General features: G+C 68.8%; 13 protein-coding genes. 10 read left to right on the top strand and 3 right to left on the bottom strand.

Features of this window, described 5'->3' with window-relative positions; genetic code table 11:
- Nucleotides 1-2: 2 nt before the first annotated feature.
- Nucleotides 3-350, top strand: coding sequence for a DUF485 domain-containing protein (locus tag CTB96_RS01060; RefSeq protein ID WP_110125057.1), 348 nt, complete (start codon nucleotides 3-5; stop codon nucleotides 348-350).
- Nucleotides 347-1,969, top strand: coding sequence for a solute symporter family protein (locus CTB96_RS01055; protein WP_110125056.1), 1,623 nt, complete (start codon nucleotides 347-349; stop codon nucleotides 1,967-1,969). The genes CTB96_RS01060 and CTB96_RS01055 overlap by 4 nt, the downstream gene beginning before the upstream one ends.
- Nucleotides 1,970-2,107: 138 nt before the next feature.
- Here CTB96_RS01055 and CTB96_RS01050 read toward each other — a convergent pair whose 3' ends face one another.
- Nucleotides 2,108-2,893 (bottom strand): SDR family NAD(P)-dependent oxidoreductase, encoded by a 786-nt coding sequence (locus tag CTB96_RS01050; RefSeq protein ID WP_110125055.1) that lies wholly within the window; start codon nucleotides 2,891-2,893, stop codon nucleotides 2,108-2,110.
- A gap of 29 nt (nucleotides 2,894-2,922) precedes the next feature.
- Between CTB96_RS01050 and CTB96_RS01045 the strand changes: the two genes are divergently transcribed.
- From CTB96_RS01045 to CTB96_RS01010, 8 genes are all read left to right on the top strand, one after another.
- Complete coding sequence (locus CTB96_RS01045) at nucleotides 2,923-4,035, top strand: acyltransferase family protein (RefSeq protein ID WP_110125054.1); 1,113 nt, start codon at nucleotides 2,923-2,925, stop codon at nucleotides 4,033-4,035.
- 169 nt (nucleotides 4,036-4,204) lie between these two features.
- Nucleotides 4,205-5,533 carry a bifunctional o-acetylhomoserine/o-acetylserine sulfhydrylase gene (locus tag CTB96_RS01040; protein WP_110125053.1) on the top strand — a complete coding sequence of 443 codons (1,329 nt, stop codon included), beginning with the start codon at nucleotides 4,205-4,207 and terminating at the stop codon, nucleotides 5,531-5,533.
- Between the two features lie 143 nt (nucleotides 5,534-5,676).
- Complete coding sequence (gene metX, locus CTB96_RS01035) at nucleotides 5,677-6,903, top strand: homoserine O-acetyltransferase MetX (protein ID WP_110125052.1); 1,227 nt, start codon at nucleotides 5,677-5,679, stop codon at nucleotides 6,901-6,903.
- Nucleotides 6,904-7,018: 115 nt separating this feature from the next.
- On the top strand, nucleotides 7,019-8,518 hold the full coding sequence (locus CTB96_RS01030) for a DUF4389 domain-containing protein (RefSeq protein WP_110125051.1): 1,500 nt from the start codon (nucleotides 7,019-7,021) through the stop codon (nucleotides 8,516-8,518).
- Nucleotides 8,505-9,176 (top strand): hypothetical protein, encoded by a 672-nt coding sequence (locus tag CTB96_RS01025; RefSeq protein WP_110125050.1) that lies wholly within the window; start codon nucleotides 8,505-8,507, stop codon nucleotides 9,174-9,176. Before CTB96_RS01030 ends, CTB96_RS01025 begins: the two co-directional genes overlap by 14 nt.
- Nucleotides 9,177-9,253: 77 nt before the next feature.
- Nucleotides 9,254-10,423 (top strand): sensor histidine kinase, encoded by a 1,170-nt coding sequence (locus tag CTB96_RS01020; protein WP_110125049.1) that lies wholly within the window; start codon nucleotides 9,254-9,256, stop codon nucleotides 10,421-10,423.
- Nucleotides 10,420-11,709, top strand: a complete 1,290-nt coding sequence (locus tag CTB96_RS01015) for a hypothetical protein (RefSeq protein ID WP_110125048.1) — start codon at nucleotides 10,420-10,422, stop codon at nucleotides 11,707-11,709. Before CTB96_RS01020 ends, CTB96_RS01015 begins: the two co-directional genes overlap by 4 nt.
- A gap of 56 nt (nucleotides 11,710-11,765) precedes the next feature.
- On the top strand, nucleotides 11,766-12,437 hold the full coding sequence (locus tag CTB96_RS01010) for a response regulator transcription factor (protein WP_282433097.1): 672 nt from the start codon (nucleotides 11,766-11,768) through the stop codon (nucleotides 12,435-12,437).
- A 76-nt stretch (nucleotides 12,438-12,513) separates the two neighbouring features.
- On the opposite strand, the gene CTB96_RS01005 is transcribed toward CTB96_RS01010, so the two are convergent.
- Both CTB96_RS01005 and CTB96_RS01000 read right to left on the bottom strand, forming a co-directional pair.
- On the bottom strand, nucleotides 12,514-13,788 hold the full coding sequence (locus CTB96_RS01005; protein ID WP_110125047.1) for an MFS transporter: 1,275 nt from the start codon (nucleotides 13,786-13,788) through the stop codon (nucleotides 12,514-12,516).
- A 60-nt stretch (nucleotides 13,789-13,848) separates the two neighbouring features.
- Nucleotides 13,849-14,157 (bottom strand): thiamine-binding protein, encoded by a 309-nt coding sequence (locus CTB96_RS01000; RefSeq protein ID WP_110125046.1) that lies wholly within the window; start codon nucleotides 14,155-14,157, stop codon nucleotides 13,849-13,851.
- Nucleotides 14,158-14,159: the final 2 nt, after the last annotated feature.

The following is a 14,159-nucleotide window of genomic DNA, read 5'->3' as shown; positions in this document are numbered from 1 at the left end:
CCATGAAGGAATCACTGAAAGACACCCGGCCGGGAGGATCGATCGACTATGTCGCCTTCGAGACCTCTGCACGATTCGTCAACCTGCAGAGGCGGCGGCGTAGGTTCGTCATTCCGCTGGTGGTGTTCTTCCTGGTCTGGTACTTCGGCTTCGTGATCGTCGCGGCCTACCTGCCCGACGTGATGGCCCAGCCGGTCTGGGGCAGCGTCAACCTCGGCCTGGTGCTCGGCCTCGGCCAGTTCGTCACCACCTTCGCCATCACCATCTGGTACGTAGGCTTCTCCAACCGCACCCTCGATCCGCTCGGCGCCGAACTGCGCGCAGAGCTCGAGCAGGAGGCCCGCGCATGAGCGCGTTCGGCCTCGCCGCGGCAGCGGTGGAGACCACCGAGAACAACCCGGTGCTCAACATCTCGATCTTCCTGGCCTTCGTGGCCGTCACCCTGATCATCGTGATCCGGGCCGGCCGCAACAACCGCACCGCTGCGGACTACTACACCGGCGGCCGCTCCTTCACCGGTCCGCAGAATGGCTTCGCGATCGCCGGCGACTACCTCTCCGCGGCGTCGTTCCTCGGCATCGTCGGCGCCATCGCCGTGAACGGCTACGACGGCTTCCTCTACTCGATCGGCTTCCTGGTCGCCTGGCTGGTGGCCCTGCTGCTGGTCGCTGAACTGATGCGCAACACCGGCAAATTCACTATGGCGGATGTGCTCTCCTTCCGGCTGGCGCAACGGCCGGTGCGCGTCGCCGCGGCCATCACGACCCTGGCGGTGTGCTTCTTCTACCTGCTGGCCCAGATGGCCGGCGCCGGCGGCCTGGTCTCGCTGCTGCTGGGCATCAACGACAAGCTCGGCCAGTCCATCGTGGTCACAGTCGTCGGCGGCCTGATGATCCTCTACGTACTCATCGGCGGCATGAAGGGCACCACCTGGGTGCAGATCGTCAAGGCGTTCCTGCTGATCATCGGCGCCGGCGTCATGACCGTGTGGGTGCTGGTGCTGAACGGGTTCAACCTGTCCACCCTGCTCGACGCCGCGGTGGCGAACTCCGCGGCCACACCGGCAGACGCCATCCTGGCGCCCGGCCTGCAGTACGGCCAGAACCCGCTGGACTTCATCTCCTTGGCCATCGCCCTGGTGCTGGGCACGGCCGGGCTGCCGCACGTGTTGATGCGGTTCTACACCGTGCCCAGCGCCCGGGAAGCGCGGCGGTCGGTGGTCTGGGCGATCTTCCTGATCGGCGCGTTCTACCTGTTCACGCTGGTGCTCGGTTTCGGCGCCGCCGCCCTGGTCGGGTCCGAGACCATCCTCGCCTCCCCCGGCGGGGTCAACTCGGCCGCTCCGCTGCTCTCCCTGGCGCTCGGCGGCCCGCTGCTGCTCGGCCTGATCTCGGCCATCGCGTTCGCGACCATCCTCGCGGTCGTGGCCGGCCTCACCATCACGGCGGCCACGTCCTTCGCCCACGACATCTACGCCAGCGTGATCAAGAAGGGCAAGGGCGACCCCGACGGCGAGGTCAAGATCGCCCGGCGCACCGTCGTGGTGATCGGCATCCTCGCCATCGCGGGCGGTATCGGTGTGCAGGGGCAGAACATCGCGTTCCTGGTGGCCCTGGCTTTCGCCGTCGCGGCGAGCGCCAATCTGCCCACCATCCTGTACTCGCTGTTCTGGCGTCGCTTCAACACCCGTGGCGCGCTCTGGAGCATGTACGGCGGCCTGGGGTCGGCGATCCTGCTGATCGTGTTCTCGCCGGTGTTCTCCGGCACACCCACCTCGATGTTGGGCGAGGGCGTTGACTTCGCGCTCTACCCGTTGAACAACCCCGGCATCATCTCGATCCCGCTGGGCTTCTTCCTCGGCTGGCTGGGCTCGGTCACGAGCCGCCGCCCGGAGGACCCGAAGCTCGCCGCGGAGATGGCGGTGCGCTCGCTCACCGGCTTCGGCGCCGAGAAGGCCAGCGAGCACTAGCCCCGTTCACCCCGCCTAACTGTTGCCGAAGCGGACGATTGCGGCCGGTGCGCCGGCCGCAATTGTCCGCACGGGGAACAGTTACCGGCTCTCGGGAGAGCCAAGGGTGCGGGCCGAGGTGAGCCCGGGTGAGGGGGATCAGGCGCGGGGCACCAGCGGACCGCGGGCGATCAGGGTGGTGGAGGCCTGGGCGACGGGCTTGACCACGAGCAGGTCGATGTTCACGTGGGCCGGCAGTTCGACGGCGCCCACGATCGCGGTCGCCACGTCCTCGGCGACCAGCGGGTTGACCACGTTGTTGTAGGTGGCGGCGGCCTTGGCCTCGTCGCCGCCGAAGCGCACCAGGCTGAACTCCTCGGTGGCCACCATGCCGGGGGCCACCTCGATCACCCGGATCGGCTCTCCGTTCAGTTCCAGGCGCAGAACCTCGGTCATGGCGTGCGCGGCGAACTTGGCCGCGTTGTAACCGCCGCCGCCGATGTAGGCGGTGTGCCCGGCGGTGGAGGTGATGTTCACGATGTTGGCCGACGCATCCGTCTCGGCCGGGGAGATCGAGGCGCGCAGCAACGGCAGCAGCGCGCTGGTGACGCGCTTCACGGCGAGCACGTTGATCTCGTACATCCAGGCCCAGTCGTCAATGGGCGCCGCTTCGACCGAGTCGAGGCCCTTGGCACCGCCGGCGTTGTTGACCAGGGCGTTCACCGGGCCGGATGCGGCGAGGTAGTCGCGCAGCGCATCCACGTCGGCCTGCACGGTGAGGTCGGCGGTGAACACGGCCGCCCCGGTCTCCTGCGCGAGCGCCTCAAGCCGGTCGGCGCGGCGGGCGACGCCCACCACATCCCAGCCATGCTCGCGGAACAGCCGCACGGTGGCCGCTCCGATTCCAGAACTCGCACCGGTGACCACAACTCTTTTTTTGCCCATTGCCCTATTCTGCCCGGAGAATGGACCCGATGAGTTCGCCCACCGCAGCACCGCCCGCCGGCCACCACAAGCCCAAGCGCCGCGTTCCCCTCTGGGACAACGCGCGCTGGATCGCGATCACGCTGATGGTGATCGGACACGCGATTCTCAAGCTGATCGGCGAATCCGATCCGGCATACGGCGTGTACCTGTTCATCTACGCGTTCCATGTTCCGGTGTTCGTGGCCGTCAGCGGGTACTTCGCCAAGTCGGGGCCGCCAGGTCCGCGCCAGATGCACCGGCTGATCACCGACGTCGTTTTTCCGTATTTCATCTTCGAGACCATCTGGACGCTGGTGAGCTGGGCGCTCAGCGGTACCCTCAGGGTCGACTATTCCAGCCCGGCCTGGACGCTCTGGTTCCTCATCGCCCTCACCATCTGGCGGGTGATGCTGCCGTATCTGGTGCTGCTGCGCTACCCGCTGCTGATCAGCATCGTCATCTCGGTCGGCGCCGGTTACGTCGGCGACATCGACAGCACCTTCTCGCTCTCCCGCACGCTGGGCCTGCTGCCGTTCTTCGTGTTCGGCTGGAAGCTGCGCCAGTGGCCGCTCACCGACCGGTGGCTGCACCTGTCCCCCGCCGCCGTCTGGCGCTGGCGGGCCGGCGCGATCGCCCTCTTCGCGGGGCTGGCCGTGGCCATCGCGATCAACATCGTCGGCGTGCGCGACCTGCGCCTGCGCAGCTTCACCCTGTACGACGAGGCCTACTGGCAGTTCGGCTACGACCAGTTCTGGGCCGGCGTCATCCGGCTGGGCCTGATGCTCGCGTCGTTCCTGTTCATCCTGGCCTTTTTGATCCTGATGCCACGCCGGGCCACCTGGTTCACCCCGCTCGGCGCCGCCACCATGTACATCTACCTGCTGCACACCTTCCTCCTCTACCCGCTCCGGGAGACCGGGGTGCTCGACGGGCCGCAGCCGTTCTGGGTGCTGCCGGCGATCATCCTGCTGTCCATCGGCATCTCGGTGCTGCTGTCGCTTCCGATCGTCAGACGGATCTTCCACCCCCTCGTCGAACCCCGGCTGCGCTGGCTGTTCCGTCAGGAACCATCCACGCGCACCGGCACCATCGTGCTGCCGCACGGGCCCGGCAAGCCGTAGACCGGCGCGCCCCTTCCCACCGCCGCCGCGCGCAGATGACGCTGTGTTTCACAGGCCCGTTGTCGCACGCGGCCACGCTGCCTATGGTTGCTGCAGAGACGCGGAGTGGCTTGCTCCGCACACTTGATTACTCGGGCATGCGGCTCGAGCAGGAACAGGGAGACCGACCATGAGCGACACCGCCGACTGGAAGTTCGAAACCAAGCAGGTCCACTCCGGGGCCCGCCCTGACCCCGTCACCAACGCCCGGGCGACCCCGATCTACCAGACCACCTCGTACGTCTTCAACAACGCCGAACACGCCCAGAACCTGTTCGCGCTGGCCGAATTCGGCAACATCTACACCCGCATCCAGAACCCGACCCAGGCCGTGGTCGAAGAGCGCGTCGCCGCCCTCGAGGGCGGCTCCGGCGCCCTGCTCGTGGCCAGCGGTCAGGCCGCGTCGACCTTCGCGGTGCTCAACATCGCCCAGGCCGGCGACCACATCGTGTCGTCCAGCTCCATCTACGGCGGCACCTACAACCTCTTCAAATACACCCTCAAGAAGCTCGGCATCGACACCACCTTCGTCGAGAACCAGGATGACGCCGAGGAGTGGGCCCGCGCGGTGCGGCCGAACACCAAGTTGTTCTTCGCCGAGACCATCGGCAACCCCAAGATCAACATCCTCGACATCGCCCTCGTCGCCGAGGTCGCGCACACCAACGGGGTGCCGTTGATCGTGGACAACACCATCGCAACGCCGTACCTGCTGCGCCCGTTCGAGCACGGCGCCGACATCGTGGTGCACTCTGCCACCAAGTTCCTCGGCGGCCACGGCACCATCATCGGCGGCGTCGTCGTCGACGGCGGCCTGTTCAAGTGGTCCGACAACGTGGAGAAATTCCCCGGGCTCACCGAACCCGACCCGTCGTACCACGGCGCCAGCTACACCACCGCCGTCGGCGATTCCCTCGCCTTCATCATCAAGGCCCGAGTGCAGCTGCTGCGCGACCTCGGTTCGTCCATCGCCCCGGCGAGCGCCTGGCAGCTCATCCAGGGCATCGAGACGCTGAGCCTCCGCATCGAGAGGCACGTGTCGAACGCGCAGGCCATCGCCGAGTACCTGGAGAACCACCCCGACATCGCCTCGGTCAACTACGCCGGCCTGCCGTCGAGCCCCTGGTACGCCGCAGCCAACAAGTACCTGCCGTTGGGCGTGGGCGCGGTGCTGTCGTTCGAACTCAAGGGCGGGGTGGATGCCGGTCGCGCGCTGGTGGACAACCTCGAGCTGTTCAGCCACCTGGCCAACATCGGAGATGTGCGCTCCCTCGTGATCCACCCGGCCTCGACCACGCACGCCCAGCTCACCCCGGAGCAGCAGCTCACCGCCGGAGTCACGCCGGGCCTGGTGCGCCTGTCGGTGGGCATCGAGAACGTCGCCGACCTGCAGGCCGACCTCGAGGCCGGTCTGGCTGCGGCCCGCGCCGTGGTGCTCGCCTCCCGCGCGAACGCCTAGAGCCAGCCACGTTCCGCGAGAGCGGCAAGCCGGTTGCCTCCCGTGCGGGAGGCAACCGTTCGGCCGCTCTCGCGAACTCGCGAGCGCGCGCACGTGACGTAACAATCCACGGCGGCAGCCGAAACTGGCCAGAATAAAGCCGTATGGAATGGCAATACTCCGAGGACACCGTCCCGTCCAGTCTCATCACCGACGCGCAGGTGCGCTCAGTCATGGGCAAGCCCCCGGTCACGGGTGCCTGGCGTGACGGCGACCCGGTCGGCCGGCGGCAATTCGCGGATGTGGGCGCGCTCACCCTCGAGGCCGGCGGTCATCTGCCCGCGGTACGGATCGCCTACGAGACCTGGGGAGAGCTCTCCCCCGCCCGTGACAATGCCGTGCTGGTGTTGCACGCCCTCACCGGAGACAGCCACCTGGTCGGCCCGTCCGGCAGCGGGCATCCCACCGCCGGCTGGTGGAGCGGCATCGTCGGGCCGGGGCTGGCCATCGACACCGACCGCTGGTTCGTGGTGGCACCGAACATGCTCGGCGGCTGCCAGGGCAGCACCGGCCCCGCTTCCCTCGCCCCGGACGGCTCCGAGTGGGGACCGCGGTTTCCCTACCTCACCATCCGCGACCAGGTCGCCGCGCAGGTCGCCTTCAGCGATTCCCTCGGCATCGACACCTGGGCGGCCATCGTCGGTGGGTCGATGGGCGGCATGCACGTGCTGGAATGGGGCATCGAACACCCGGACCGGGTGAGCAGGCTCGCCATCCTCGCCGCCCCGCCGATCACCACGGCCGACCAGATCGCGCTGAATTCGGTGCAGATCGAAGCCATCCGCACCGACCCGCTCTTCCGTGCCGGCGACTATTACGACGCCGATGCCGGTGACGGGCCGAGCCGGGGCCTCGCGCTGGCCCGACGGATGGCCCTGCTCAACTACCGCAGCCCGTCCGAGCTCAACCTGCGCTTCGAACGCAGCTGGCAGAGCGGCATCACCCCGCTGGGCTCGAACGGGCGGTTCGCCGTGGAGTCCTACCTGGACTTCCACGGCAACAAGTTCACCCGGCGCTTCGATGCCAACAGCTACATCACCCTGGTCGAGGCGATGAACTCGCACGATGTCGGCCGGGGCCGCGGCGGTGTCGCCGCGGCGCTGGCCCGCGTCACCGCCCGCACCCTGGTGGTGGGCATCGACAGTGACAGGCTCTTCCCCGTCGACGGCCAGCGCATCATCGCGGCAGCGCTCCCCGCCGGGAGGGGCCTCGGCTCCGGCAGCGCCGACGGTGCCGATGACCCGGTGGTGCTCGAGTCCGGGTACGGCCACGACGGGTTCCTGATCGAGAACGCGGCCATCGGCGCCCAGTTGCGTCGCCTGCTGGGGTGACCGGCCGCCGCCAGGGTTGACAGCCCGATAGTTCGGGAGAACGCTGACTGCACGTGAAAGCCGTGTGCGCTGCGCATCTGCCCGCACCCTTTTCGTTCGGAAAGGTCCCGTTGTCATGAAGCCAGGTCCCCTCATCATGCTCATTCTGGGCACGATTCTGGCCCTGGCCGGCATCGGGCTCACCGCCACGGGCAGCGTCGCCGGGGTTGCCGCCGCGGTGCAAGGCGAGAACGGCTATTTCTCCACCCGCACAGCATCGTTCACGGCGAATTCCTACGCCCTCACCAGCCCGGCCCTGGGCGACGTGACCACGACGGGCACCACCCCGCCGATGAACATCGACGTCGCCCGCATCCGGTTGGAGGCGACCGGAACCACCGGTGAGGACGTCTTCATCGGGATCGCACCCCGCAGCGACGTCGATCGTTACCTCGACAATGTCGCACACACCGAGGTGCGCGGCATCGACTCCACCCCGTTCCGGGTGCGCTACGGCGACATCGCCGGTTCCGACCGGCCCACCCCGCCGGCGCGGGAGGACATCTGGACCGTCTCGGCCAGCGGGCCGGGCACGCAGGAAGTGGTCTGGTCGGTGCAGCCGGGCTCCTGGACTGTGGTGGTGATGAACGCGGATGCCAGCCGGCCCGTCGCCGTCGACCTGCGTGCCGGCGTGCGGTCCGGGCTGCTCGCCCCGATCGCGATCACCCTCCTGCTGATCGGCATCCTCGTACTCGTGGTCGGCGTTGTCCTGGTCATCCTCGGGGTGATCGGGCTCGGCCGGGGCGGCCCGGCGCCGTCCAGCCGAACCGGCGGCAGCACAGGCCAGCCGGCTCCCGGCGCAGGCCCGCGAGATGCGGATGCGCCCGGCGCCGACTATCCGGCGCGACTGAACGGCCGGCTCGACCCCGACCTCTCCCGCGCCTTGTGGCTGGTCAAGTGGATCCTCGTGATCCCGCACCTGATCGTGCTGTTCTTCCTGTGGTTCGGCCTCTGGATCAGCACCATCGTCGCCGGCTTCGCCATCCTGTTCACCGGCCGGTACCCGAACGCGATCTTCAACTACAACGTCGGCGTCTTGCGTTGGAACTGGCGGGTGGGCTTCTACGCCTACTCGGCGCTCGGCACCGACAGGTACCCGCCGTTCACCCTCGCAGCCACCGACTACCCGGCCGACCTCGAGGTGGACTACCCCGACCGCCTCTTGCACGGTCTGGTCCTGGTGAAGTGGTGGCTCCTGGTCATCCCTCATCTGGTGATCGTCTCCATCATCGCCGGCGGCACCGGCTGGTGGCTCGCCGGCGGCGGCACGCCCTGGACCACCGACTGGGCCACCGGCGCCAGGGCCGGTTTCTCCCTCCTGGCCGTGCTGGTCGTCATCGCCGCCGTGATCCTGCTCTTCACCGGGCGCTACCGCCGCGGGCTCTTCGACCTCATCATCGGCCTCAACCGCTGGCTGTACCGGGTGATCGTCTACGCCACCCTGATGCGCGACGAGTACCCGCCGTTCCGGCTCGACCAGGGCCCGGTCGATCCGGGCTCGATGCTCAGACCAGCCGCCGGCACACCCGGCCCCGTCACCCCGGGCGCTGCCGCTGCTGCCCATGACCCTCGATAGGCGCGGGCCGGACGCACGGCGATCCGGTTCCACGGTCGATGACCGCTTCCTGCGGTACTGGGTGCTGTGGGTCAGCATCGGGGAGGCTGTCGGTTTTCTGGCGCCAGCCGTGACCCAGCTGGCCTTCGCGGGCTCACCGGTCGCCCGGCCCACCCTCATCCTCGCCGGTGCCGTCGAGGGCGCGGTGCTGGGGTGGACCCAGGCCACGGTGCTCAAGGTGCCCGTTCCCGCGCTGTCCCGGTCCCGTTGGGTGGGCGCCACCGCGCTCGGTGCGGCGATTGCCTGGTTCATCGGCCTGTTGCCGGCCGAGTGGGCGGATGTCTGGCAGCGCTGGCCGGTCACCGCGCAGGTCGTGGCCGGCGCTGTGGGAGCCCTCGTGCTGCTCTGCTGCCTCGGTGTCGCGCAGCTCTTCGAGCTGCGCCGGCACCTGACGGGGGCCGGATGGTGGGTGCTGGGTAGCGCCCTGGCCTGGGCGGCCGGCCTACTGGTGTTCTTCGCCGTCGCCACACCGCTGTGGCAGCCCGGCCAGCCGGGATGGGTCACTCTGCTGGTGGGCGTGCTGGCCGGAGTGCTCATGGCCGTCTCGATGGCCCTGGTTACCGGGCTCGTGCTTCGCCGGCTGCTGCGACACCGGAACCGGGGTGGGTCACGGAACTAAAGTCCTAGTCACGTCCCGGATGACCCACCCAGAGGCCGATAGGGTGCAGTGAGAGCATCCACGAGGAGCCGGCACTTATGCCACGCATTGCCAGAGAGCGCGACCGAGTCCTACGACGGGCCGCTCGGGTGACCGGGTTGGCAGCGTCGGTGACGGCACTGGTCTACCTGGCCGTACCCACCGGTGTCGATGCTCCCGTGGTCCTGGTTGCAGTGCCACTGATCCTGCTGCTGATCGGCTGCCAGTACCTGCTCGGCCAGAACGGCGCGCTCCGCTGGGCGCTGGGGATCGTGCTGCTCGGGAATGCCGTCGTGCTCGTCATCGGGCTGGTGCCACGGCCGCAGGTCGGGCTGAACGTCGTCGAGGAATCGGTGATCGCCTCTATCGCCGCCGGCGCGGTGAGTTGTGTCGCCGCCGTGCTGGTCGTCGGGCCGCGGCGCCAATTGCTCCTGTTCGCCTCGTTCGGTGTGACCGTGGCTGCCGTGGCCCTCGTCACCGTCACGGCCGGAGGGTCGGTACTGCCGCTCGCGCTCACGGTCTGCGGCTGGGCGGCGCTGTCGCTGGGTGGTTGGTGGATCGCCCAGAGTGTTCCCCGGGTGCTGCAACGCATCGCCGCCATCGGCCGGGCGCACCAGGCCGAGCGCCACGCCAGTGAACTCGAGGCGCAGCGCCGGCAGGGCGCGCGGCTGCTGCACGACACTGTGCTGGCCACCCTCACGTTGCTCGCCCACTCCGGCGTCGGCGTCAGCCCCGCTGCCCTCCGCCAGCAGTCCAACGACGACGCCCGCCTGTTGCACCAGCTGCGGCTGGGCGCCCTGCCTACGCCGCACCGCTCGGGTGTCTATACCCTGGAGCCGGCGAACACGTCGATGCTCGGCAGCACCCTCGAGTCGGTCAAGCAACGCTTCGGCCGGATGGGGCTCGACGTCGACTGGCACGGTAGCGGCCAGGTGTTGCTGCCCAGCGATGTGCTGGACTCCTTCCTACTCGCTCTCGGCGAGTGCCTCGAAAATGTGCGCAGGCATTCCGGGGTCACCCGGGCAGACGTGACCATTTCCGACGACGACACCACCGTGCGCGCCATGGTCACGGATGCCGGCCGGGGCTTCGATCTCAGCGCCGTCAGCCAGGAACGGCTCGGCTTCGCTGAGTCCGTGGTCGCCCGACTCCGAGACGTCGGCGGCACCGCCCGACTGTTCTCCTCGCCGGGTTCCGGCACGACGGTCGTGCTCGAGGTGCCCAAGTGACGTTCGGAACGGCGCCGTCGTCGCAGGTCTCACCCCGCCCCGCCCCGTCGTCGGCCCGGGCGCACAAGCAGCTGCTCGACGACGAACGCGATGAACGCCGGCGCACCTTCCGCCGGCCGCAGCGCACCGTCAACACCACCAGGGCCAACCAGACCGGCCTGGGCAGCCGGCACCTCGGGGTGGGCATCTCCTTGAGTTCCGGGTTCGTCGCCCTCTTCCTGCTCTGGCGCTTCGCCATCCAGTGGGACCAGTACGTCAACCCGCTGCCCACGCTGGCGGCCTGGATCATCCTGTTCGCCGCCACCGTGACCACCCTGGTGCTGGTCAACCGGCTCGCCGGCCGGATGCCGACCTGGATGTTTCTCACCGTGCTCGCCACCGGCGAGATCATTGTGGGCCTCGACCTGGCCGGCTACGGCCGCGGCGGCAACCTCGTCACCTATCCCACGGCGGCCGCGGCGGTCGGCGCACTGTTCACGATCCTCGTCACCGTGCGGCGGGGGCGGGAGATCGTGGCCGCCACCCTGGTGCTCGGCGCTGTGATCGCTGCCGGGTCGCTGACCAACGCTCGAAGCGACCCGTTCATCCTCGCCCCGGCCATCCTCACCATCACCCTGTGCATGTTCCCGCCGCTGGTGGGGGTGTCGATCGTGCGCGGCTTCCGGCGGATGGTGCAACGCGAGCTCGACCTGGTGCTGGTGCAGAGCACGGTGACCCAACCGTCCTCCGCCGTCGGCATGCTCGCGTCAGAGGAGCTGGCCCGGATCGACCTCGACGCCGAAACCCTGCTCGACGACGTCGCCACCGGGCGGACCGCCCTGCCGCTCAGCGCCGCGAAGGCCGCAGCCGCATCGACCCTGGCCACCCAGCTGCGCCTGCACCTCATCGAGGGCCGCCGGGAGACCTGGCTGCACCACGCACTGACCGAGTCGGAGTTCCTCGGACCGGCCGTGAACCTGGACGATCCGGCTGGACTGGCCGGACAGCTTTCGCCGGAACAGCGCGACGCGCTCCTCCTGGCGATTTGGCTTCTGATCAGCGACACCGAGGGTGCGGAGCCCACGGTGTCACTCGTTTTGGGGCCGTTGGGACGCATCAGCGGCCAGACAATCGGCGACAAGTTGCGTTTTCCGATCAAAATGATCATCGAGGGTGTGCCCCGGCGTCGCGTGGACCCCGAGACGTGGCAAGCTATCCGAGTAGTGGGCCCTCACATCGATTCGGTGCGCAGCGGACAGCTCCACGTTGACATCGAATGCAGTATTGACAATCCTGCGGATGCGTAAGCGTGCCATTCGGCATGCACAGCGTTCGACAGGGAAACACGCAACAGGAGGCAGTAGTGACAAACACAGCAGCGACGCTCAGAGCCAATCCGATCCGGTTGGCCCTGGTCGACGACCACCGGATGCTCTTGGGGGCGCTGACCGAGTGGATCAGGGGCGCCGCAGACGACATCAACATGGTGGCCGCCGTGACCACCTGGCCCGAACTCCTCACCCACCCTGAGTTCCCGGTTGACGTGGTGCTGCTCGACCTGGACCTCAAGGACAACATCCCGGTCTCGCTCAAGATCTCCACCCTGAAGACCGCCGGGGTGAAGACGGTGCTGATGAGCACCTACTCCGAACCGGCCCTGGTGCGGGAGGCCCTCGCCGCCGGTGCGCTGGGCTACCTCGTCAAGACCGAAGAAGCCTCGACCATCGTCGAAGCGATCCACGCCGCCTCCGTGGGTGAGTCCTACATCTCCGCCGAACTCGACCTCGCCCTGCACAGCGGAGCGGCCGGCTCGTCGCCCCGGCTCAGCGCGCAGGAGCGCCGGGTGATGGCGTTGTACGGCGCCGGGGAACCGGTCAAGGCCGTCGCCCACCAGCTCGGCATCTCCGAGGAGACAGCGAAGTCCTACCTCAAGCGGATCCGCGAGAAGTACCGCCTGGCCGGCTTCGACGTCGGCACCAAGGTGGCCCTGCGCAAGCGCGCCATCCACGACGGCATCCTGCTGCAGTCCGACTGATCCGTCGTACTCGAACCGGCGCTCGGCCCCTGGCCCGCGCCGGTTTTTTGCGTTTTCAGCGCCCGAACGGGCTGGCTCAGCTTGGGCTGATCACGCCGATCAGCTGAGTGCCGTACGGCACATCGACGCCGCGGCGCCGGCGGTTGCGGTCGATGGCGAAGGTGGTCACGGCCAGCACCACACCCAGCACGCTGAGGCCGAGGCCCACCCAGATCGGCGCGACGTAGCCGAGTCCGGCCGCCACCACCACACCGCCGAGGTAGGCGCCGAGCGCGTTGCCGATATTGAGCGCGGAGTGGTTCAGTGCGGCGGCGATCGACTGGCTGTCGTGCGCGACATCCATCAGCCGGGTCTGGATGGTCGGCGACAGCGCGGACGCCGCCCCGCCCACCAGAAACACCCCGATCAACAGGCCGGCCAGGGTGTGCGCCGAGAAGGCGAGCAGCAGCAGCGCCGCCAGCATCACGGCGAAGAACAGGTACATGCTGCGCCGCACGCTGCGGTCGGCGAGGGCGCCGCCGACGAAGTTGCCCACCGTCATGCCGAGCCCCACCACCACGAGCACCAGCGGCACGGCGAGGGCGGGCAGTCCGGTGACCTCGATCACCAGCGGCGCCACATAGGTGTACACCGCGAACAGCCCGCCGAAACCGACGGCGCCGATCAGCAGCGCGAGCCACACCTGCAACCGGCTGAACGCCCGCAGTTCGTTACGCATGGTGGCGCCGGGGTTGCCCGCCTGGAACGGCACGGCGATGATCACGGCGACAAACGTGAGGGCGAACAGCGCGGCCACGGTGAGGTAGGCGATGCGCCAGCCGGCGATCTGGCCGAGCCAGGTGATCGAGGGCACGCCGATGACGTTGGCGATGGTGAGGCCGGAGAGCACGATCGCGACGCCGCGGGCGCGCTTGCCCGGACCCATCAGCTCGGCCGCGACCAGCGAGGCGATGCCGAAGTACGCGCCGTGCGGCAGTGCGGCCACGAACCTGGCCACGAGCACCAGCCCGAAGCTGGGCAGCAGCGCTGACGCGATGGTCGCCAGGGTGAACGCCGCCAGGAGCGCGAGCAGCAGCTTCTTGCGCGGCCAGCGGGCAGCGGCGGCCGCGATGGTCGGTGCACCGACGACCACGCCGAGGGCGTAGGCGGAGATCAACCAGCCCACCTGGGCGTTGGCCGCGTCCGGCGACGAGGCGTAGAGGCCGGGCAGCAGGTCGGCGGCCAGGTTCGGCAGCAGTCCCATGGCCACGAATTCGGTGGCGCCGATCGCGAAACCGCCCAGTGCCAGGGCGAGCAGGGCGAAACGGACGCGGACCGGCGACAGGGCCGTCCCGGTGGAAAGTGAGGGCATCGATCCAGACTACGGGTCGGCTGTGTCGCCGAGGTTACGCCGGCGACAACACCGGGTCGGCTACGCGCCGTCCGGCTCCGCCATCGCCGCTTCGAGGCGATCGAGCTTGGCGGTCAGCTCACCCGAATAGCCGGGCCGGATGTCGGCCTTGAGCACCAGCGACACCCGAGAGCCGAACGCGCCCACGGCATCCGTCGCGGCCTTCACCACGGCGAAGACCTCGTCCCAGTCACCCTCGATGGTGGTGAACATGGAGTCGGTGTGATTCGGCAGCCCGGATTCGCGCACCACGCGCACCGCAGCGGCCACGGCGTCGTGCACGGAATCAGAGGGTCCGCCGGAGGGGGCGACAGAGAATGCGACGAGCATGA

The sequence above is a fragment of the Cryobacterium arcticum genome (assembly GCF_003185895.1).
In the GTDB taxonomy this organism is placed as follows: domain Bacteria; phylum Actinomycetota; class Actinomycetes; order Actinomycetales; family Microbacteriaceae; genus Cryobacterium; species Cryobacterium arcticum.
The sequence above is the reverse complement of the archived record's forward strand: the minus strand, read 5'-3'. Positions and strand labels throughout refer to the sequence as shown.